The 21,271-nt window shown below is 36.4% G+C and carries 23 protein-coding genes and 1 pseudogene; 10 read left to right on the top strand and 14 right to left on the bottom strand.

The features are described 5' to 3' along the window. Window positions 1-108: 108 nt before the first annotated feature. The gene (locus AC3RVG_RS12725) at window positions 109-2,739 is read left to right on the top strand and encodes a valine--tRNA ligase (protein ID WP_489691845.1); all 2,631 of its coding nucleotides are present in this window, start codon (window positions 109-111) and stop codon (window positions 2,737-2,739) included. 34 nt (window positions 2,740-2,773) lie between these two features. On the opposite strand, the pseudogene AC3RVG_RS12720 reads toward AC3RVG_RS12725, so the two are convergent. Then, window positions 2,774-3,034 (bottom strand): annotated as a pseudogene (locus tag AC3RVG_RS12720) (type II toxin-antitoxin system RelE/ParE family toxin); the annotation flags it as partial. Beyond that, the gene (locus AC3RVG_RS12715; protein WP_489691844.1) at window positions 3,024-3,266 is read right to left on the bottom strand and encodes an addiction module protein; all 243 of its coding nucleotides are present in this window, start codon (window positions 3,264-3,266) and stop codon (window positions 3,024-3,026) included. The gene AC3RVG_RS12715 and the pseudogene AC3RVG_RS12720, both read right to left, overlap by 11 nt. Before the next feature lie 174 nt (window positions 3,267-3,440). On the opposite strand from AC3RVG_RS12715, the gene AC3RVG_RS12710 reads away from it, so the two are divergent. Then, entirely contained in the window at window positions 3,441-3,683 is a 243-nt protein-coding gene (locus tag AC3RVG_RS12710) for a hypothetical protein (RefSeq protein ID WP_489691843.1), read from the top strand. A gap of 1 nt (window position 3,684) precedes the next feature. Here the strand turns inward: AC3RVG_RS12710 and AC3RVG_RS12705 are convergent, their stop codons facing one another. The 6 genes from AC3RVG_RS12705 to rsfS all read right to left on the bottom strand — a co-directional run bounded on the left by AC3RVG_RS12705 (window position 3,685) and on the right by rsfS (window position 8,498). Next, window positions 3,685-3,951: an acyl-CoA-binding protein gene (locus tag AC3RVG_RS12705; protein ID WP_489691842.1), complete on the bottom strand. Its 267-nt coding sequence runs from the start codon at window positions 3,949-3,951 to the stop codon at window positions 3,685-3,687. Further along, entirely contained in the window at window positions 3,951-4,601 is a 651-nt protein-coding gene (locus AC3RVG_RS12700) for a phosphatidylserine decarboxylase family protein (protein WP_489691841.1), read from the bottom strand. Before AC3RVG_RS12700 ends, AC3RVG_RS12705 begins: the two co-directional genes overlap by 1 nt. Further along, the gene (locus AC3RVG_RS12695; RefSeq protein ID WP_489691840.1) at window positions 4,591-5,424 is read right to left on the bottom strand and encodes a phosphatidate cytidylyltransferase; all 834 of its coding nucleotides are present in this window, start codon (window positions 5,422-5,424) and stop codon (window positions 4,591-4,593) included. Before AC3RVG_RS12695 ends, AC3RVG_RS12700 begins: the two co-directional genes overlap by 11 nt. Window position 5,425: 1 nt before the next feature. Then, entirely contained in the window at window positions 5,426-6,040 is a 615-nt protein-coding gene (locus tag AC3RVG_RS12690) for an LUD domain-containing protein (RefSeq protein WP_489691839.1), read from the bottom strand. Window positions 6,041-6,154: 114 nt separating this feature from the next. After that, window positions 6,155-8,110 carry an ATP-dependent zinc metalloprotease FtsH gene (ftsH, locus tag AC3RVG_RS12685; RefSeq protein ID WP_489691838.1) on the bottom strand — a complete coding sequence of 652 codons (1,956 nt, stop codon included), beginning with the start codon at window positions 8,108-8,110 and terminating at the stop codon, window positions 6,155-6,157. A gap of 16 nt (window positions 8,111-8,126) precedes the next feature. Continuing rightward, a complete protein-coding gene (rsfS, locus tag AC3RVG_RS12680; RefSeq protein ID WP_489691837.1) occupies window positions 8,127-8,498 on the bottom strand; it encodes a ribosome silencing factor in 372 nt (123 codons plus the stop codon). A 90-nt stretch (window positions 8,499-8,588) separates the two neighbouring features. Between rsfS and AC3RVG_RS12675 the strand changes: the two genes are divergently transcribed. Further along, window positions 8,589-9,320, top strand: a complete 732-nt coding sequence (locus tag AC3RVG_RS12675) for a biotin--[acetyl-CoA-carboxylase] ligase (RefSeq protein ID WP_489691836.1) — start codon at window positions 8,589-8,591, stop codon at window positions 9,318-9,320. Between the two features lie 56 nt (window positions 9,321-9,376). Here the strand turns inward: AC3RVG_RS12675 and AC3RVG_RS12670 are convergent, their stop codons facing one another. Continuing rightward, entirely contained in the window at window positions 9,377-9,769 is a 393-nt protein-coding gene (locus tag AC3RVG_RS12670; protein WP_489691835.1) for an SRPBCC family protein, read from the bottom strand. 89 nt (window positions 9,770-9,858) lie between these two features. After that, window positions 9,859-10,500, bottom strand: a complete 642-nt coding sequence (gene pyrE / locus AC3RVG_RS12665) for an orotate phosphoribosyltransferase (RefSeq protein ID WP_489691834.1) — start codon at window positions 10,498-10,500, stop codon at window positions 9,859-9,861. A gap of 7 nt (window positions 10,501-10,507) precedes the next feature. On the opposite strand from pyrE, the gene AC3RVG_RS12660 reads away from it, so the two are divergent. After that, window positions 10,508-11,137 carry an NUDIX hydrolase gene (locus AC3RVG_RS12660; protein WP_489691833.1) on the top strand — a complete coding sequence of 210 codons (630 nt, stop codon included), beginning with the start codon at window positions 10,508-10,510 and terminating at the stop codon, window positions 11,135-11,137. Here the strand turns inward: AC3RVG_RS12660 and AC3RVG_RS12655 are convergent. Next, window positions 11,099-12,832 (bottom strand): M14 family metallopeptidase, encoded by a 1,734-nt coding sequence (locus tag AC3RVG_RS12655; protein WP_489691832.1) that lies wholly within the window; start codon window positions 12,830-12,832, stop codon window positions 11,099-11,101. The genes AC3RVG_RS12660 and AC3RVG_RS12655 overlap by 39 nt on opposite strands. A 241-nt stretch (window positions 12,833-13,073) precedes the next feature. On the opposite strand from AC3RVG_RS12655, the gene AC3RVG_RS12650 reads away from it, so the two are divergent. Continuing rightward, window positions 13,074-13,919 carry a T9SS type A sorting domain-containing protein gene (locus AC3RVG_RS12650; protein ID WP_489691831.1) on the top strand — a complete coding sequence of 282 codons (846 nt, stop codon included), beginning with the start codon at window positions 13,074-13,076 and terminating at the stop codon, window positions 13,917-13,919. A 262-nt stretch (window positions 13,920-14,181) separates the two neighbouring features. On the opposite strand, the gene rho is transcribed toward AC3RVG_RS12650, so the two are convergent. Continuing rightward, the gene (rho, locus tag AC3RVG_RS12645) at window positions 14,182-15,918 is read right to left on the bottom strand and encodes a transcription termination factor Rho (protein ID WP_489691830.1); all 1,737 of its coding nucleotides are present in this window, start codon (window positions 15,916-15,918) and stop codon (window positions 14,182-14,184) included. A gap of 202 nt (window positions 15,919-16,120) precedes the next feature. Between rho and AC3RVG_RS12640 the strand changes: the two genes are divergently transcribed. Further along, entirely contained in the window at window positions 16,121-16,531 is a 411-nt protein-coding gene (locus tag AC3RVG_RS12640) for a DUF4293 domain-containing protein (RefSeq protein WP_489691829.1), read from the top strand. Window positions 16,532-16,708: 177 nt separating this feature from the next. On the opposite strand, the gene AC3RVG_RS12635 is transcribed toward AC3RVG_RS12640, so the two are convergent. Beyond that, window positions 16,709-17,200, bottom strand: coding sequence for a metallophosphoesterase family protein (locus tag AC3RVG_RS12635; RefSeq protein ID WP_489691828.1), 492 nt, complete (start codon window positions 17,198-17,200; stop codon window positions 16,709-16,711). 103 nt (window positions 17,201-17,303) lie between these two features. Between AC3RVG_RS12635 and truA the strand changes: the two genes are divergently transcribed. The 4 genes from truA to AC3RVG_RS12615 all read left to right on the top strand — a co-directional run bounded on the left by truA (window position 17,304) and on the right by AC3RVG_RS12615 (window position 20,467). Next, complete coding sequence (truA, locus tag AC3RVG_RS12630) at window positions 17,304-18,050, top strand: tRNA pseudouridine(38-40) synthase TruA (protein WP_489691827.1); 747 nt, start codon at window positions 17,304-17,306, stop codon at window positions 18,048-18,050. A gap of 95 nt (window positions 18,051-18,145) precedes the next feature. Then, the gene (locus tag AC3RVG_RS12625; RefSeq protein ID WP_489691826.1) at window positions 18,146-19,912 is read left to right on the top strand and encodes an ABC transporter ATP-binding protein; all 1,767 of its coding nucleotides are present in this window, start codon (window positions 18,146-18,148) and stop codon (window positions 19,910-19,912) included. Window positions 19,913-19,971: 59 nt separating this feature from the next. Beyond that, window positions 19,972-20,196 carry a hypothetical protein gene (locus tag AC3RVG_RS12620; protein WP_489691825.1) on the top strand — a complete coding sequence of 75 codons (225 nt, stop codon included), beginning with the start codon at window positions 19,972-19,974 and terminating at the stop codon, window positions 20,194-20,196. Then, complete coding sequence (locus AC3RVG_RS12615; RefSeq protein ID WP_489691824.1) at window positions 20,186-20,467, top strand: type II toxin-antitoxin system RelE/ParE family toxin; 282 nt, start codon at window positions 20,186-20,188, stop codon at window positions 20,465-20,467. The genes AC3RVG_RS12620 and AC3RVG_RS12615 overlap by 11 nt, the downstream gene beginning before the upstream one ends. Before the next feature lie 7 nt (window positions 20,468-20,474). Here the strand turns inward: AC3RVG_RS12615 and AC3RVG_RS12610 are convergent, their stop codons facing one another. After that, window positions 20,475-21,248, bottom strand: coding sequence for a diadenylate cyclase (locus tag AC3RVG_RS12610; protein WP_489691823.1), 774 nt, complete (start codon window positions 21,246-21,248; stop codon window positions 20,475-20,477). Between the last annotated feature and the right edge of the window lie 23 nt (window positions 21,249-21,271).

Here is a 21,271-nt window from a genome sequence, read left to right as displayed (position 1 = left end):
TGCTAAAGTATATAACTTTTGAACAATGAGCAAAATAACTTATTCACTTTTATTATCCTTTAGTTATAATTACTTTTGCAGCATATTACACAAATACCAGACCAATGTATGGCTTTAGAAGCAAAATATAATTCAAAAGAAATTGAAAACAAGTGGTATAACTACTGGATGGAAAACCGTTATTTCCATTCTGAAGTTGACGAAAGAACGCCATACACCATCGTCATACCTCCACCGAACGTTACAGGTGTCCTACATATGGGGCATATGCTCAACAACACCCTGCAAGATGTTTTAATACGTCGAGCACGTTTACAGGGCTTTAACGCTTGTTGGGTGCCTGGTACAGATCACGCTTCTATTGCTACAGAAGCAAAAGTTGTTGCGAAGCTAAAAGCAGATGGAATAGATAAAGCGAACCTTTCTCGCGAAGAATTTTTAGAACATGCTTGGGAATGGACGCATAAACACGGCGGAATTATCCTAGAACAATTAAAAAAACTTGGCGCTTCCTGCGATTGGGAACGAACTAAGTTTACCATGGATGAAGAAATGTCAGCCTCGGTGATAAAGGTATTTGTAGATTTATACCGAAAAGGAAATATATATCGTGGTTTCCGAATGGTTAATTGGGATCCGCAGGCAAAAACAACGCTTTCTGATGAAGAGGTTATTTACGAAGAAAAACAAGGTAATCTTTATTACTTAAACTATAAAATTGATGGTAGCGACGACACTTTAACAATCGCCACTACGCGTCCAGAAACCATTTTGGGCGATACTGCAATTTGTATTAACCCGAATGATGAACGCTTTGCACACCTTCGCGGTAAAAAAGCAATCGTTCCTGTTTGCAACCGTGTTATTCCTATAATTGAAGACGAATATGTAGATGTTGAATTTGGAACAGGTTGTTTAAAAGTTACTCCCGCCCACGACGAGAATGATAAAATGTTGGGCGATAAACACAATCTTGAAATAATAGATATTCTTAACGATAATGGAACTTTAAACAGTTTCGGTCTTCATTATGAAGGCAAAGACCGTTTTGTGGTACGTAAGGAAATTGTAAAGGAACTTGAAGAAATGGGCGTGGTTTCAAAAATTGAAACCCATATGCACAAAGTAGGTACGAGTGAGAGAACTGGTGCTGTTATTGAACCAAAATTGAGCGATCAATGGTTTCTTAAAATGAAGGAACTAGCGCAACCAGCATTGGATGCAGTACTTGACAAAGAAGTGCATCTTGTTCCCGAAAAATTTATAAATACCTACCGCCACTGGATGGAAAACGTGCGCGACTGGAATATTTCTCGCCAGCTTTGGTGGGGACAACAAATTCCCGCATATTTCTATGGCGACGGAAAAGAAGATTTTGTGGTTGCTGAAAATATGAACGAAGCTTTAAAGCTAGCTCAAGAAAAAACCAACAACCCACAACTTACGGCCGAAAACTTAAAACAAGACCCAGATGCACTAGATACTTGGTTCTCATCTTGGCTATGGCCAATCAGCGTTTTCAACGGAATCTTGGAGCCTGACAATAAAGAAATAAATTATTACTATCCAACCAACGATTTGGTAACCGCTCCCGAAATATTATTTTTCTGGGTAGCACGAATGATTATCGCGGGTTATGAATATAGAAACGAAAAACCATTCACAAATGTTTACTTAACCGGAATCGTTCGCGATAAGCAGCGCAGAAAGATGAGTAAATCTTTGGGTAACTCTCCAGATCCAATCGATTTGATGGAAACCTATGGCGCCGATGGCGTACGTGTAGGGATGCTTCTTAGTTCGCCAGCGGGAAACGATTTAATGTTTGAAGAAGACCTTTGCAAACAGGGGAGTGGCTTCGTAAATAAAATTTGGAACGCTTACAGATTAATTGATGGTTGGGAAGTTTCATTGGAAAAAGAACAATCGCAAAGCGACATAATTGCATTACAATGGTACCGCAGTAAATTTCAAAAAACCCTTGCCGAAATTGAAGATCATTACGGTAAATACCGAATTAGCGATGCTTTAATGTCTACTTATAAGTTGGTTTGGGACGATTTCTGCTCTTGGCTATTAGAAATGGTAAAACCACCTTTTGGCGAAAAGATTTCAGAAAAAACTTATTTGGAAGTTATTTCAGTTTTGGAGGATAACTTGAAAGTGCTTCATCCTTTTGTTCCTTTTATTTCTGAAGAAATTTGGCAGCACATTACCCAGCGCGATATTTCGGAAGCGTTGATAATTTCTGAATGGCCAAAGTTTGAAACTTTCGACGAAAAGATTATTAAAGATTTCGAATTTGCTTCCGAAGTTATTTCTGGAATTAGAACTATTCGAAAAGAGAAAAATATTTCATTTAAAGATACAATTCAGCTTTCAGTTTTAAATAATGATAATGCTTCAAAGGAATTTGATGCTGTGATTTCAAAACTCGGGAATATTTCAGAATTAAATTACATTTCAGAAAAACTGGATGGCGCATTAACTTTCCGTGTAAAAAGTAATGAATATTTCATCCCAATTGCTGGCGCTATAAACGTTGAAGAAGAAATAGCAAAACTTTCTGAAGAGTTGAAATATACTGAAGGTTTCTTAAAAAGCGTACAGGGCAAGCTTAAAAACGAACGTTTCGTAAGCGGTGCTCCAGAACAAGTTGTAGCCTTAGAAAAACAAAAAGAAGCAGATGCTTTGGCGAAGATTGAAACGTTAAAGGCAAGTCTCCAGGGATTGAAATAAAATAGCTAGCTATTTCTTTTCTTGGATTTCTACTGGTGTGAAGAATGGCCAATACGTATATGGCATTTTCTTCAATTATATAATGTATCCCGTACGGAAATGTTTTTGTGAAGCAAATCCTGATATTTCGATATTTTTTTTGAAAGTTCTCAGGCTGCAATTTAATGTAGTGAAGTGTGCTTTTTAATTCTGCGGCAAACCGTAACCCTAGATTCATGTCTTTGTTCACGTACCAATTTATAGCTTCGAACATTTCGAAATCTGCTTCCGGTTTTACGATCAATTTATAAGCCATATTTTTGGCTAAGTTCGGTCTCTATTTCTTCAATTGATCTGCCAGTTTGGGGATTATTGTTGTGCTTTTTAAGCCGCTCGTCTAATATTTCTTTATGCGCTTCAGAAACAATATAATCATCTTCGTTGAATATTTCAGCTGTTAGAAAATCATCAACTTTTTGTAATTTTTCGGGGCTCATCACGGTCATTAAGCGTTCTATCAATTTATATTTTTTAGCCGCGATATCCATAATTCACAATTTTATTTAGTTGTAACCGATCTTTCCACCTGTTATTGTGCTTGCTAATTTAAGGCATTATATTTATTTAATCTCAGTTAAAAATTCCTAAATTACTCAAAATGAAGGTTAATTATTTTTAAAAGAAGCGTGCTTGTTCGTAACTTGTATGAAAATAAAATAATTATGGATCAATCAAAGTATGTCGAAATGCAATCTATGCTTCACAAATTGGAAGACATTAAAAACAGTCAGAGAAGTATTATCGACAAAATTAACCACGTAATCACAGACCTTTTTCAGCATCCGGATTCCGACCTTGAAAAGGCTATGGAAGCAGCTCATCAAAAGTCTTCAGAAAATGTGGAGAAAATTAAAGAAGCAATCGAAGATTACGAAATAAAATTCAACAAGGCACAGCAGGCCTAGTTTATTTTCGGTATAAAAAATATTGATTTACAGCTTCAATATAAAGCTCTTTGGCCTCATCTGTCGTTAGTCCACGAGTTTGGAAAAGCGCATTGGTTTTAAATGCAGAAATGTGCGGTTTTCTGCCGCTGGGCTGGTGGGCTTCATTTGTAGCGCGTTTGTAATACGCATACAGTCGCAACAAAACATCAGCAGGAAAAGGGTCCTTGTGGTCGTTAATGCTTTTTACAGCATTTTTAAAAGTGATATCTAACTCTTCAGAAGTCATTATTTTTCAGCGATTATCGAGATTCCTCCTTTAACTTTTTGGTTTAGGACTACTTTTATTTTTGCGTCTAGCGGAAGAAAAATATCTACTCGCGATCCAAATTTTATAAAACCACTGTCCGACGCTTGATCTACTTCTTGGTCAACTTCGGCATAATTTACAATTCGTTTGGCCAATGCGCCTGCAATCTGACGGAATAAAATTTCGCCAAACGCATCATTCTTTACCACAACTGTGGTACGTTCATTTTCTTCGGAAGACTTCGGGTGCCACGCCACTAGATATTTTCCAGGGTGGTACTTGCTATAAACTATTTTTCCAGCTACAGGATAGCGCGTAATGTGAACATTTATTGGACTCATAAATACAGAAACCTGCATTCTTTTATCTTTGAAATATTCCTTTTCAAATACTTCTTCAATAACCACAACCTTGCCATCAACAGATGAAATCACTTGGTCTGGATGGATTAAAAAATTGCGTTTTGGGTTTCTAAAGAACTGCAAAACCAGTAATAAAAGAATAATTAAGGAAATAATAACTCCGCCACGAATTGTAGGGTGTTCAACAAATACATTTGCCAAAAGGCTTAGCCCGATAACTACTACCAGCGCTATAAAAATAATTTTGAATCCTTCTTTATGAAACATTGTCAACAATTAATAAAAATGCATAAACAAATGGACTGGCGTAAATAATGCTGTCAAGCCTATCGTACAACCCGCCGTGACCGGGCATAATAATTCCGCTATCTTTTACCCCTGCCTGTCTTTTAAACTTTGATTGGATTAAATCGCCAATTGTGCCAAAAACGGCTACAATAACTGCCAGCGTTATCCAAACCCACAACGGGTAATTTTGAGCCTCGAACTGGAAGTTGATTTGCAATACTTTAAAGATAATAAATCCTGCCAAAAGAGCCCCTATTAAACCGCCTACAAAACCTTCAATAGTTTTCTTTGGTGAAATACGTTCTAAGAGTTTATGTTTTCCAAAGTTCTTGCCAATAAGGAAAGCAAAAGTATCATTACTCCAAATTAGTATAAAAACTGCCACGATTATTTCGGGCATAAATTTACCGTTTATATTCATTATAGGAATAAGCGTAAGAAACACAAAGCCGCTAATGATGTAGAAAATTACAGTTATGTATTTTTTCTTTTCGAACATTGGTATTTTACTTGTCCAAAGTACGTCCTTTAATAGAAACAGATTTACAAAACCACTTAAAATTAGGAGTAGATAAATTGCATTGTCTGAAAAAACCGAATAACTTAAAAAATAAAATCCCGCGGCAAGTAGAAAGTACGCGAGATAACTGGTTAGATGTACAAGCTTTAAAAATTCGCTTAAGGTGATAATTCCAAGTACAAAGAAAAGCCCCATAAACCACTCGCGCGAGGTGAACATTGCAAAAATGATGATCGAAATGTATAATACGCCCGACAGGGTCCGTATGAGAATTTCCTTCATATTATAAGTCTTCCAGTAGCAACAAATATAGGTTTTTTGTGCTACTTCCATAACTCATAAAATCCTTTTCTTTTTCAGTTTCAAAGTCTTGAATAGTAGTGATGTTACTAGGAATATAGTTAGAACTTTGGTTTTTAATGGTTCGCAATCCTTCACTAATAGTGTCTACAAACTGACTAGTGGTTGCAAAAATAATTACGTTGAAAGGTAATTCTTTCAACTTCTTCTCCTTTATTTGATTTGATGAAAGTAAAATGGAGCCATTGTTCGCAATTAGCGATTCGCAGCTAGATAGAAAAAATGTAGACTCTGCAGACTTGCCAAAGTTGAGGTTGAAACCATCAAATTTTTGACACAGCTGTTCGTTGACACAGAATACATCTTGTTCGTACCAATCGTTTTCAAGCAATATATTATCAAAAGCTTCGGTAACTTCTTCCCAATTTTCACAGTAAATAAACTTGCCTCCATTGTTTTTGAAGTTGAAAGTGAATTTCTCGTCGATCGGAAGTTTTTGCTCTGGGTAATAACTACTTTGGTCGGTTTTGTCGGCTTTCTTAGCCTTCTCTTCCGACTTCTTATAATTGGGATTTAAAAGTCTTTTAAATAGACTCATTTATAGTGAATTGAGAAGTTTTTATACATGTTATACTTCAAATATATAAAATCTATATTGAAGTAGTAACACCTGCAAAGTAAAGTTTCGACCGCAAACTGAAAATGGCAACAATTAAGTTGTTGCCACTCTCGGTACTTCTTCTGGCACATCGAACGGACGGTCTCCAAATATTTTTTGAAGATTGTCTTTGAATATTACTTCTTTTTCAAGAAGCACGTTGGCCAACTCGGTCAATTTATCTTTGTTGTCTTCTAAAAGTTGTACAGCACGTTGGTACTGACCTTCTATTAGTGCAGATATTTCTTTGTCTATTAATTCTGCAGTTTTCTCGCTGTAAGGCTTAGAGAAATTATACTCATTCTGTCCGCTGCTATCGTAATAAGTTAGGTTACCTATTTTGTCATTCAAGCCATAAATAGTTACCATAGCGCGGGCTTGTTTGGTTACTTTTTCAAGATCGCTTAATGCACCGGTAGAAATTCTATTAAAAATAACTTTTTCTGCAGCACGACCACCAAGAGCTGCACACATTTCGTCAAGCATCTGTTCTGGGTGAATAATAAGTCTTTCTTCTGGTAAATACCAAGCTGCACCCAAAGATTGCCCACGAGGAACGATAGTTACTTTTACCAATGGAGCAGCGTGCTCTAGCATCCAGCTTACCGTTGCGTGACCAGCTTCGTGATATGCAATGGCGCGTTTTTCGGCCACTGTCATTATTTTGTTTTTCTTTTCAAGTCCGCCTACAATTCTGTCAACTGCATCTAGGAAGTCTTGTTTACCCACAGATTTTTTACCGTTTCTTGCGGCAATTAAAGCTGCTTCGTTACAAACATTCGCAATATCTGCTCCAGAAAAACCAGGTGTTTGTTTTGAAAGAAAATCTGTATCTAAGTTGTCATCCTTTTTAATGGGACGTAAGTGAACTTCAAATATTTCTTTACGTTCGCGAACATCTGGAAGATCTACATAAATCTGTCTATCAAAACGTCCCGCACGCATTAAAGCTTTGTCCAACACATCGGCGCGGTTTGTAGCTGCCAATACAATTACATTTGTATTGGTGCCAAAACCATCCATTTCTGTCAATAATTGGTTTAATGTATTTTCACGCTCATCGTTACTACCGGAGAAATTGTTTTTTCCACGAGCACGACCAATGGCATCTATTTCGTCAATAAAGATAATTGCTGGCGATTTTTCTTTCGCTTGTTTAAATAAGTCACGAACACGTGATGCGCCCACACCTACAAACATTTCAACAAAATCTGAACCAGAAAGTGAAAAGAAAGGCACTTTAGCTTCACCGGCTACGGCTTTTGCCAGCAATGTTTTACCAGTTCCCGGAGGACCTACCAACAATGCACCTTTCGGAATTTTACCACCTAATGAAGTGTATTTTTCAGGTTGTTTTAGGAAATCTACAATTTCTTGTACTTCTTCTTTTGCGCCTTCAAGACCTGCAACATCTTTAAAAGAGGTTTTTACGTCAGTCTTTTCATCAAATAATTTTGCTTTCGACTTCCCAATATTGAAAAGTTGACCGCCAGCGCCACCGCCGCCACCCGAAGACATTCGGCGCATAATGAAAATCCAAATGGCAATAATGATTACAAATGGTAAAATGCCCATTAGTATATCGCCCCAAACATTGGAGTCTGTATGCCATTCCATTTTCGTGGTTAGGCCATTCTCCGCTTTTATAGTTTTAAACGAATTTTCAAAATTTTGCAAATCTCCAAATTCAAACTGATAATCAGGATCATTTGGGCCTGGAGCCAAAAAGGCCGGAGTTTCTTCTTTTTTGGAATGAACTTCTTTAGCCTTAGCCTCTGTGGTAAGATATACCTTGGCAATCTTTTTATTTATTAAATCAACCTTTTCAACATCACCATTTTTCAGAAATTCTTCAAATTGGGCTTGATTCGTCTTTTCTGGTTGCGACCAACTGCCACCACCAAAAATTTGGATTCCAAAAAACAACAGAATTATTGCTGCATAGATCCAATAATAATTAGGTTTTGGTTTCTTTGAATCGCTCTTTTTACTTTTCTTTTCTTCGGCCATAAGGCTTGTATGTTTTTTAAAGTGTTGTTTCTATTTTAACCGATTTTGCATCGCCCCAAAGTCCTTCAATATCATAAAACTCGCGAATGTGCTTTTGGAAAACGTGTACAACTACGTGTACGTAATCCATAAGTACCCACTCCGAGTTGTCGCTGCCTTCAACGTGCCACGGTTTTTCTTTTAAAGCTTTGCTTACTGATTTTTGAACGGAATTTACAATGGCGTTTACCTGTGTGTTTGAGGTACCATTGCAGATTATAAAATAGTCACAAACGGTATTTTCTATATCTCTTAAGTCAAGTATTTCTATATCTTGTCCTTTTACATCTTCTATCCCTCTTATTATTTGGGCAATAAGTTGATCTGTTCCTGCTTGATTTTTCTGCATTAATTATTTTTCTTTTCTATTTCGCAAAGTTATTACTTTTTTGTTTCTTGAACCGCCTTTAAAGACGTAATACTAAACATATTTATCCTTTTGAATATAATCAAACTTAATGCCATCGATTCTACCAATACTTACTTAAAGCAGTTGGCAAAAGAAACGTCCATAATGGATGAAACCGTAGTCGTGACAGAAAACCAACTTTCGGGTCGTGGGCAAATGGGTAATGGTTGGTTGTCTCGAGAGGGTCAGAGCCTAACATTCAGCATGTTTAAAGCTTTTGAAGGCCTATTTGCCGAAGATCAATTTATAATTTCGGCAGCTGTTTCTTTGGCTATTGCCGACTCAATTGCCAAGTTAAATGTACCGAATGTTACTATTAAATGGCCTAACGACATATTGTCAGCCAAAACGAAAATTGGCGGTATTTTAATTGAAAACGTGCTGGAAGGCAGTTATGTGAAATATTCAATAATTGGAATTGGAATAAATGTAAATGAAACAGATTTTCCAAATCTGTCGCAAGCAAGTTCAATGAAGCTTGAATCTGGAGATACTTTTCAATTAGAAGAAGTATTACATACAATTTTGAAAGCTGTATACAGTAATTTAGAAAATCTTTCTAAAGCCAATTTTTCTGAAATAAAGCAACTATATGAAAACGATTTATTCCGAAAAAATATCATTTCAGTGTTTGAAACACCCGAAGGTTTACATTTTAACGGAATTATAAAAGGTGTTTCAGATATTGGGGAGCTTTTGGTAGAAACTGAAGATAATGCTGAACAGAAATTTCAACTAAAAGAAGTGAAACTAATTTATTGAAACTATCCTTCGGCTCCGCTCAGAAACCGAAGTTTAAATATAAAGAGAAATTAAAGCTAAACCTGCTCCATATTTGAGACAAGCGTGTCAATAAATTTAGTGATTGGCCCTTTTATCATCATAGCCATCATAGTATTGAATTCACCTTCAAAAAGTAGTTCAACCGTTGCAGTGCTTTCAGAAACTTCAGTAATATTTGCAATCAACGTAAAAGGAATTTTATCGCTAATAGCACCTAAAACAACTTTGTTTGGTTTTTCAACTTCTTTAACTTCCAATGCAATTTCGGGCATTCCTTTTAAGCCAAAAACAAATGCGTTGTCTCGTATCACTTCAAATTTGCTAATGTTCTCGGGCATTAGTTTTTCAAAATTTTTAACATCTGTCAAAAAATCACAAAGTTCTGGAGCTGATTTTTGAACGGTTACTTTTTTGCTGTTTAATTTCATCTAAACTATTTCTTAATAATTATTATTGTTTTTTGTTTGGAACCCTAAATTACTTCGGCGGTACTTAGCATTCAACTTTAAATCTTGAATTACTGTCCCCAAGTTTCAGGACTATTGCGCCATTCTCCCAGTAACTTAGCCTCTTCGGCATTTATATATTTAGAATTTTCGGCTTCTTCAACTAACATTTGGTAGTTGCTTAAAGTGTTTAAAGTAACGTCTGCATTTTTAAAATTGTCTTCCGCAGTTTTAAAACCGTAGCTAAAAATAGCTAACATGCCTTTTACATTGGCATTGGCTTCTTTTAGTGCTTCAACAGCCATTAAGCTGCTTTTTCCGGTGCTTATCAAGTCTTCCACAACAATAACATTGGTGTTTGGTGCTAAATAACCTTCAATTTTATTTTGGCGTCCGTGGCCTTTTGCTTCGGGCCGAACATAACAAAAAGGAACGTTTAAATAATCGGCAACTAACACGCCAATTCCAATTGCTCCAGTAGCCACACCTGCAATCATTTCGGGCTTTCCGTAAAGCTCTACAATTTGTTTTGCAAGGTTTTCGCGGATGTAATTTCGTATGTCAGGGTAGGAAAGTGTGATTCGATTATCGCAGTAAATTGGAGATTTCCATCCAGAAGCCCAAGTAAAAGGGTTTTGTGGTTGCAATTTAATTGCATTAATTTGCAATAATAATCCAGCGGTTTTTTTGGCCGTTTCTTTGTTTAATATCATAGTGCAAATGTATAAAGTTTTTGTAAAAGATATCCCCATTATTCTGTCAACAGAAAAAAATATTGGGGAGCATTACACCACCATTCCTTTAAAACAAGCGCGTTTTAAAAAATTGGTGAAGAAAATAAACAACGGCGAGCTGCTATATGTGAATTTATATCACAAAAATGCAGAGAAACTGGAACGCTTTCTTCGGAAGAAGATAAAGGTTGTAGAGGCTGCAGGTGGTTTGGTTTATAACAGCAAAAAGGAAATTCTTTTTATCCGCCGAAACAAAAAATGGGACCTTCCGAAAGGAAAAATTGAAAAAGGCGAAACCCATCGCGAAGCTGCAAAACGCGAAGTTATTGAAGAAACTGGAGTTCAAGATTTAGAAATCCGCGAGTTTATAATGACGACCTATCACGTTTTTACCCGCAACGATAAGTTTAGGTTGAAGATAACCTATTGGTACGAAATGTTCAGCGATTACGAAGGGCCGTTGATTCCCGAGCCACAAGAGGGTATTAAAAAAGTGAAGTGGAAAAACTTCGAAAAATCGCAAAAGGCATTGCAAGATTCCTACGAGAATATAAAGCTAATTTTCCCGAAAGAATATCTAACGAGCCACCCGAACGATAGGATAACGGAGGTGTGATTTTTCATAATAGGGCGATTGTTTATGAATCCAGTCTAATTGCAAATACCAATTTTTCGCAAAATCGGGTTCGTTGCTTTTTTTAGTTTCGAATGCTGTTTTAATCTTCGGATTATCTGCTAAAAACTTTTCAGCTATATCTTCCCAAACGTAGGGCGAAAAACCTTCCTTTTGCTGTAGAATTGCATCGAAAAAATTCCAATTAAAAAATGAGTCCGGGGCCGATGGTTCTAGTGTTTCCAAGAGGTAACGCACGCCAGGTTGCTGCGTTTTTATTAATATATCGCCTTTTCGTAGCACCACATTTTCTGTTCTTTTTGCAACTTCAGTTTTATAATGTAAATAATGTCCTTCGTATGCATTCTTTACTGTTTCGTAATTTTTTATTCGATATACTTGAGCAGAAATAGTGGAGTCGTTTTTAATTTCTGAAAATTCAATTTTATTGAGTTTTAGTAATTCAATTACATTCCAATAGCCTTTTGGAATAACGTAAGCAAAGGGAATTGTTACAGAATCTGCTGGTTTAAAATGATTATAATAGGTAACGTCTTTTGTAAATGGCTTGTCGCGGAAGTACTTTAATCGCTCTGCACCCGTGATGTTGCTCGGCACCATTTTTCCTTCAAAACCTTTAAATGAAAGTGTAGTTGTTTTTAACGAATCTACTTCCCAAGTAATAGGGTAGTGGTTTCCAACTTTATATTTTTCGAAATAGTTTTTCCGAAGTGTTTTAATTTTTTCGGCATCAACATCTACAATATTTATAAAAGATTTCATCAATTCGTAAGTTCCATCAACCCTTTGTTTATAGGTTTTTAGCATATGTGTTTCCACCATCATTCCCAAAGTATTGAATAATGTAGTATACCCTGTTGAATAGCGCGGCGAATCCATAAACTGCGTGAAACCATTATCTGGCACTTGGTTAAATACATTTACATATGGGGTAATGTCCCATTGTTTTTGATGAAGCGAATCTTCCAATTGCGGCATCAATGAATTGTGAAGATAGTCTCCCAAAGTACCGCCTAATTTATTATGTTGTGTAAAAAGATGGGTAAGCGCGTATTGGTAATCAGCACCATTGCTAACGTGATTGTCAATAAACAACTCAGGATTTAACCAGTGGAATATTTCGGCAAAAGCTCTCGCGTTTTTAGTGTCGGCTTTTATAAAATCACGATTCAAATCATAATTTCGTGCGTTGCCGCGAAATCCGTATTCCTCGGGGCCGTCTTGATTGGTGCGGGTGGTGCTATTTCTACTTAGCGCACCTCCTATATTATATATAGGTATTGTAGTAATGATTGTGTTTTTTGGGGTGCGAATTTTGTTTTCGGCAAAGTCGCGAAATAAAAGCATTGTGGCATCAATACCATCGGGTTCGCCAGGATGGATTCCGTTATTTATAAGTAATACGTTTTTGCCGTTTTTTTGAAATGCGCTATTGGTTTTCTTTGCATTTGAATTTTGCGGATTAAAAACCACCAAATGAAGCGGAAAACCACTATCGGTTTCGCCTATTTCATATATAGAAATTGCAGGGTAATTTTCCGATAAAGTCGAATAGAATTCAATTATTTGCGCATAAGTTTCCGTTTCAGTGCCTTGCGATTTTTCATAAGGAATAAGTGTTTGTGAATGAATTGGAGCGAAAGAACCTAAACATAGTAGCAGTAAGAAAAGCTTCATAATTCGATGAATTTGGACAAATATAATGGTCTAAACTGAACTTTTTTGAAAAATGGCGTATCAAAAAACCCTAAAAAAAAGTTAAAATTTTTATGATTGATTACACTAAAGAGATAGGCGCTAGTGGGTTATATAAACTGAATTTCCCATTCGTTTTATTGAGGTTGCAATTGCTTTTTGTCTTTCTATATAATTCTTAGCTTTGGCAGAGTTAATTATTAATAATTTTAAAAATAGTATAATGAAAAAAATTACTTTATTGCTTAGTGCAATGATGCTGACTTTAGCAGCACAATCTCAAACTCTTCTTACTCAATCTGCAGATCCAACTAGCGTTACTGACGGTGGCGTTGCTTGTTGGGATTCAGCAGGTGGAACTTACAGTGAAAACTCTTTTTTAAGAGCTTATGTTCTTGCTGATTTTGGCGTAACAGGTCAATTTGTAATCTCTGAAGTTCAATACGGACAGGGAACTGCTGACGACGGTAAATTAATCAACTTAAACATTTACACTGCTGATACAGATGATTTAGCTACTGCAACATTAACATTAATTGGAGGAACTACTCACGTTAGTAGCTCTGCTGATGATCTTTCTGTAGTTACTGAGCCTTTAGTTGCTACTATTCCTGCAGGATCTATAGTTGTTTTTGAAGTAAATGCTGGTGACAGTGGAGTTAACACTGGCGAGACTTACTTCCCAGGAATTAACCTTACAGGTGAAAATGATGATAGTTACTTATTAGCTGAAGATTGTGGTATTTTAGATCCTACAACTGCAACTACAATCGGTTTCCCAGACAATCAATACGTAATGAGCGTTCTTGGTGACGAGCTTCTTTCTGTTGGAGATAACTTAGCCGAAATGGTTTCTGTATACCCAAGTCCTGCTACTGATGTATTGAATGTAAGACTTCCTTCAAATGTTGTAGTTCAGAATTCTGCTTTAGTAAGCATTCTTGGTAAAACAACTGGTGTTACTCTTTCAAATGGTGTAATGAATGTTTCTGGAATTGCTCCAGGAGTTTACTTCCTTAACCTTGAAACTAACATGGGAACTTATACTCAAAAAGTTATTAAGCAGTAATTGCTTTTTCCTAAACGGAAATAACTTTTAGAAAAGCCTCAATCGAAAGATTGAGGCTTTTTTTTGTTCACTAAACTTAGAAGAAAGCGTTATAGTTTTATAGCCTTGATGAAGCTAAGTATGTGATTAATATTAAACTTACAGGTTCGTTTCAGCTTGTATTAGCAATAAAATGCTAAGTTGGCAAGCAAAGTATTGTGCAATAAAAAAAGTCCCTCAAACCTGTGTTTGAGGGACTTTTTAGCTATTGTATAATTAGTTGTTATCCGTTCATCGAAATCAAAAACTCTTCGTTGTTTCTGGTTTGTTTAATACGGTCGTTAATGAATTCCATTGCTTCTACAGGATTCATATCTGCAAGGTATTTGCGTAACACCCACATACGTTGAATTGTGTTTTCATCAAGCAATAAATCATCTCGACGTGTACTTGAAGAAGTAAGGTCGATTGCAGGGAAAATTCTTCGGTTAGAAATTTTTCTATCCAATTGAAGTTCCATGTTACCAGTTCCTTTAAATTCTTCGAAAATAACTTCGTCCATTTTAGATCCTGTTTCAGTCAAAGCCGTAGCGATGATACTTAGCGATCCACCATTTTCAATGTTACGTGCAGCACCAAAGAAACGTTTTGGTTTGTGTAATGCGTTTGCATCTACACCACCACTCAATATTTTACCACTGGCAGGCTGCACGGTGTTATATGCTCTAGCCAAACGCGTAATAGAATCTAAAAGAATTACAACATCGTGGCCACATTCTACCAAACGTTTTGCTTTGTCAATAACTAGGTTTGCAACACGAACGTGCTCGGTAGCCTCTTTATCAAAAGTTGAAGCAACTACTTCGCCACGAACATTTCGTTGCATATCAGTTACCTCTTCTGGGCGTTCATCAATTAAAAGTATAATTTGGTAAACCTCAGGATGGTTTGCTGCAATTGCATTTGCAATATCTTTCAGCAACATGGTTTTACCAGTTTTTGGTTGCGACACAATCATGCCACGTTGTCCTTTTCCTATAGGAGCAAAAAGATCTATAATTCTGGTTGAAATAGTACTTTGCTTATCTGCAAGGTTGAATTTTTCTTGTGGGAAAAGTGGCGTTAAATGCTCAAAAGAAACACGGTCGCGGACCACATTAGGGTTTAAGCCATTTATTTTATTCACCTTAATTAAAGGGAAATATTTTTCTCCTTCTTTCGGCGGACGTACTTCACCTAAAACTGTATCTCCAGTTTTTAGACCGAAAAGGCGTATTTGTGATTGTGAAACGTAAATATCATCAGGAGATGATAAATAGTTATAATCGCTAGAGCGCAAAAAGCCGTAGCCATCTTGCATTATATCTAGCACACCTTCACTTTCAATTATACCGTCAAATTCATAATCTGGCTCTCGGTAACGATTGCGTGAATCTTTGTTGCCATTACTTCTGTTGTCCTGCACATTACCGTCCTTTTGTCTGTGGCTTGGGTGTTTTTGACGATTATCAGAATTTGGATTATCGCTGCGCTGGTTTTTCTGTCTGTTGTCGTTAGCGTTGGGATTCGATTTTTGGTGTTGTGGTTTTCTGTCGCTTTCCTTTTTGTCGCCTTTATCGCTCTTATCATTGCTAGAACGCTTATCGGTTACAACTTTTTTATCGTCATCACCCTTATTGTCGTCATCGCTCTTTTTGTCATCATCACTTTTTTTGTCGTGATGTTGCTTTTTTGGCAATGGTTTTTTGTTTCTAGTGTCGTTTTTCTGCGGACGTGGTTTTTGTTCCTTGTCGCGATTATCGCTAGCAGCTGGAGTATTTTCCTCCTTTTTTGGTTCTGGGGAAGGTTCGTCCGCTTTTAGAACTGCTTTTACCGCCGTAGGATTGGCGGCTTGGTAATCGAGAATTTGATACACCAAGTCTAGTTTTTTTTGTGTGCGATATTTCGGCACATTGAGTTCTTTTGCTATATCCTGAAGTTCAGGTAGCTTTTTGTTTTTTAAATCTGAAATTTCAAACATGTATAAAATACTGTAGTTAAAGTTGATACTAATGTGTTCCTTTTGAGAAGATAAGTACGTTGAAAGTTTTTCGAAGACTAAGTAACCTTTATTGAGCTGGTTACGAATAGATACTGCAATAATACAATAATAAATTAAAAAGTACTGTTATTTTTTTTAAAAAGAAACTGTATTTTTGCTGCGCATTCAAGTTTTTTGCAAGATGATTCAACGTATTCAAACCATATATTTAGTAATATCTGCCATTATTATGGGAGCGTTGTTTATGTGGTTTCCTGTAATTTTAGGTGAAGACGGTTCTGTTATTGTAGAACGCAGTGAGCCTGTGGTTTCTGGATTGATATTCGTTTCAATTGCATTGGCTATAATTTCAATTTTAAGTTTCAAAAAGCGGCAGACACAATTTGTGTTTAACCGTTTAAATATAGTATCAAACTTTGTATTACTGGGAGTTTTCGTTTACAGATCGCTCACTTTATCCGGAGAAACATTAGTTTCAGAGAAGGGTATTGGGGTTCTTCTTCCTATCATTTCTATCGTATTTTTAGTGCTGGCCAATAAGGCTATTAAAAGGGATGAAGATCTTGTAAAATCTGTTGATCGTTTACGATAAACCAATCTTAGTATATTAGTGCAAGACCCTCAAAGGATGCCACCTTTGGGGGTTTTTTTTTGTCTTCTGCTGAATTAATCCTGAGCGAGAAAGAAACACCTAGGTTATAGGTGTTGGTCATTTCGGCTCCGCTCAATGACCGGTTTCTGAGCGGAGCCGAAGTCACCCTCCTCAAGTTTATTTTGCAAACTCAATTACTTCTAAATTTTGGATTTTCTCACCATCAATTTCAAAACGAAGCATGGTGCGCACCTGTTGAAATCCGTGCTTGCCAACGGCGCCGGGATTCATATGCAGTAATCCTGTGGTTTTATCGGGCATTACTTTTAAAATATGCGAATGGCCGCAGATAAAAATTTTAGGAGGATTGGAGTAAATTTCCTGCCGAATGGAAGGGTTGTATTTTCCGGGATAACCGCCAATGTGGGTTATCCAAACATCAACACCTTCGCACATAAATCGATTGTTAAGCGGAAATTCCATTCGGGCTTCCGTCCCGTCAATATTGCCATAAACGGCTCGTAATGGTTTTAATTTCTTGATGGCATCGGTAACTGCAAGATCGCCAATATCACCAGCGTGCCACACTTCATCGGCCTGTTTTATGTAGGTCAGGATTTTTTCGTCTATATAACTGTGGGTATCACTTAAGAGCAGAATCTTTTTCAAAGTAGGAGGAATTGTTGTTTGGCGAAGGTATTAAGTTTTTCAAAGTTATAACATAAATGCTGGCCTGTATATTGTAATTTTGTCGATTCTGAAAAAAAGCCAATTGCGATATTTTATTGAAATAGCCTACAACGGGAAAAATTACTTTGGATGGCAGCGCCAACCTAAGCAGATTAGCGTACAACAGGTTTTAGAGGAAACGTTTTCTACATTGCTTCGGAAGAAGGTAAAACTCACCGGAGCAGGAAGAACAGATACAGGAGTGCATGCAAAACAGCTTTTTGCGCATTTCGATTTTGATGCAATTAAAAATATTGAAAAACTCATTTTTAGAATAAATTCCTTTCTACCGAAAGATGTTTCAATAGTAAATATTTTGGAAGTAAAGGAAGACGCACACGCTCGTTTTCATGCAATTGAAAGAGAATACGAATATATAATTTCACTTGGCAAAGATCCTTTTTTACAGGATTTTGCGTTTCAAATTAAAAAAGCACCCAATGTTGATTTGATGAATCAGGCTGCGGAATTGCTATTGCAGCATAGAGATTTTCAATGCTTTTCGCGTTCTAAAACCGACGTAAAAACGTACAATTGTACAATTGTAAAAGCGAATTGGGAAGCTAAAAATAATAGACTTATTTTTACAATCGCCGCAGATCGTTTTTTGCGAAACATGGTACGTGCAATTGTGGGAACGCTATTGGATGTGGGTTTCGGAAAAACTTCTTTGGAAGATTTTAAAGCTATATTAAAAAGTAAAAGTAGGGAAGAAGCGGGCGCTTCGGCTCCAGCCCACGGGTTGTATTTAACGAAAGTGGCGTATCCGAAAGAGCTATTTTTGAAATAAAAAACAGAGACGAACGACAAACGAGGAGAAAGGGAAAAAATCTGATTAACGAATTCCAAATCCCGATTTTCAAATTAACGAATTAATAAATTACAGTGTCAGAAAATACAGGCAACGCATTCGATTTTAAGCTTTTTAAGCGCTTACTGGCTTTTACCAAGCCGTATAGCTTAATATTTTATTTTGTAGCATTTGCCGCGGTCATTATGTCTGGGCTGGCGGTGTTGCGTCCTTATTTACTAGAATTAGCCATTGATAATTCTATGGTTCCCAAAGACGGGGAAGGGTTTATGAAATATATCATCTTAATGGTGGTAGTTCTTTTTTTAGAGGTAATTTTTCAATTCGCCTTTATATTTTACACCAATTATTTAGGTCAGAGTGTAATTCGAGATATGCGCCAACAACTCTTCCGATTGATGATGAGTTTCAAAATGAAATATTTCGATAAAAGCGCCGTCGGAAGATTGACAACCCGAGCCGTAAATGATGTAGAAACTATTTCCAGTATTTTTAGTGAAGGTTTATTTATGATAATTAGTGATCTTCTAAAAATGCTTGTTATCGCTGGTTTTATGCTTTATCAAAGTTGGAAGTTGTCGCTTATAGCTTTTATTGTTTTGCCGTTCATTTTGTATGCAACTCGCGTATTTCAAAAAGCAATGAAAGTGGCTTTTGAAGACGTGCGTAACCAATTAGCCAACTTAAATACGTTTGTGCAGGAACGTATTACTGGAATGAAAATAGTGCAAATATTCACTCGCGAAAAAACCGAATACGAGCGTTTTCAGGAAATAAATAAGAGTCACAGAAAAGCTTGGATAAAGACAGTTTGGTATAACTCTATATTCTTTCCTATTGCAGAAACGGCGGGTGCTGTGGCTACTGGTTTGGTAGTTTGGTACGGTGGTTTAAATGTAATTAGCGGGGGAGCGGTAACTTTAGGTCTTGTTGTTGCATTTATTCAATATTCCGAAATGCTTTTCAGACCACTTCGTCAGATTGCAGATAAGTTCAATACACTGCAAATGGGTATGGTTGCTGCCAATCGTGTGTTTGGAATTCTCGATACCAAATCGCATATAGCAGATACGGGTACGGTAGAGTATAAAAGTACTAAGGGTGAAATTGAATTTAAAAATGTCTCTTTTGGTTATAATGAAGACGAAGAAGTAATTAAAGAAATTTCCTTTAGAGCAAATCCAGGTGAAACCGTTGCTATTGTTGGCGCTACGGGTGCCGGAAAAAGTACAATTATCAATCTACTAAATCGTTTTTACGAAATTAACAGCGGCGAAATCACGATTGACGATATTTCTATAAAGGATTATAAACTGGCATCACTTCGAAATCAAATAGCAGTCGTGTTACAAGATGTATTTCTATTTGCCGATACTATCTTGAATAATATTACACTCGGAAATCCAGATATTACTGAAGAAGAGGTGGTTGCGGCAGCAAAAGAAATAGGCGTCGATAAATTTATTGAATCACTCCCCGGAGGCTATCATTATAATGTGAAGGAACGCGGAAGTATGCTTTCTTCTGGGCAGCGACAGCTAGTTTCATTTTTGCGTGCCTATGTTAGTAAACCTAGTATTTTAATTTTAGATGAAGCTACGTCTTCCGTAGATACATATTCAGAAGAATTAATACAGACCGCGACAGACAAAATCACAAAAGGTCGTACTTCAATTGTAATTGCCCACCGTTTGGCAACTATTAAAAAAGCTGATAAAATTATTGTGATGGATGCTGGAAGAATTATGGAAGAAGGCACGCATAAAGAATTGCTAAAACTTGATAATGGGTTTTATAGAAATCTTTATGAAGTTCAGTTTATGGCAGAAGAGACAATTTGAAAAGTCTAAATCATCTTTTAATACGGTATTTTCCCTACATTTGATAAATAACTTTCGTTATGGAAACATTAAAGCTTAAAGTAAATAAAGAAATTCTAGGCCAAATTTTGGAGATATTAAAGCAATTTAAGTCTGAAGATTTACAGATTGTTGTTGAAGAAACAGAAGATATTCAGAGGTTGAGAAATAGATTTGATGAGCTAAATTCAAAAGATGCTAAATTTATTTCCTTAGAAGAATTAGATGCCAATTTAGAAAAAACCATTTTAAAATATGAAAATTAAGGTTCTTGAAAGCTTTAATTTTGATTTGAACGAGCAAGTAGCTTTTATAGCCAGAGATAAACCTAGAGCAGCCAGAAAGTTTAAAAAAGACGTGATTGTCTTGCTTAAAGATTTAAAAAAATATCCTTTTAAGAATAGACGCTCAATACATTTTGAAAATGAAAATATTCGAGATTTGATTTTTAAGGGATATACAATTATTTATCTCGTTAAGCCGAATGATGAAATAATTGAGGTATTTGGCTTGATAAAATATCGAGATGGCCTGTAGGTGTGATTTAACTTAAATCCTTTTTCAGAATTTTCGTTAGCTCTTCAATATTATCGTAAAGCACAAAATCGCCATCTTTTAGATAAGAAATCTGGCCGTTTTCTTCTGAAACTACCAAACAAACCGCATCTGTTTTTTCTGTAATTCCAACGGCTGCACGGTGCCTAAGTCCGAACCGTAATGGTATCTTTTTGTCGTTTGAAACTGGTAAAATAACGCGTGTTGCTGTAATTCTATTTTCTTCAATAATCATTGCGCCATCGTGCAACGGACTATTTTTAAAGAAGACACTTTCAATAATAGGTTGATTAACTTCAAGATTCATTTCATCTCCCGTAGTTTTCACAAAATCAAGGCTATTATTGCGTTGCAGAACGATAAGTGCGCCGGTATTTGTGCTAGACATTCTTTTACAAGCAGCTATTATTCCGTCTACATTTATTTGAAGAGTTTTATCATTTCCGGAAAATTTAAACTGCTTTAAAAATCTGCGTCGCGCATTGAAATTCGTGGAGCCCAACATTAAAAGGAATTTCCTAATTTCAGGTTGAAAAACAACTACCAAGGCAAACATTCCAACGCCCAAAAAGCCACCGAGAATCTTACTTAAAAGTTCCATTTCTAACAATTGCGTAAAAACGTAAAAGGTGTAAACAATAATTATTCCGACCAAAATATTGATGGCCACTGTGCCTTTTACCAAATTATAGAGATAGTAAAGCAGGAATGCTACCAGCACAATGTCTACAATATCAATAATTCGAATGTCGAGAAAATCCAAGGAGGTGTGTTTTTTGTAAAAGT

The sequence above is a fragment of the Aequorivita sp. IT1282 genome, assembly GCF_058068205.1.
This window is presented reverse-complemented; position numbering and strand designations above follow the sequence as displayed.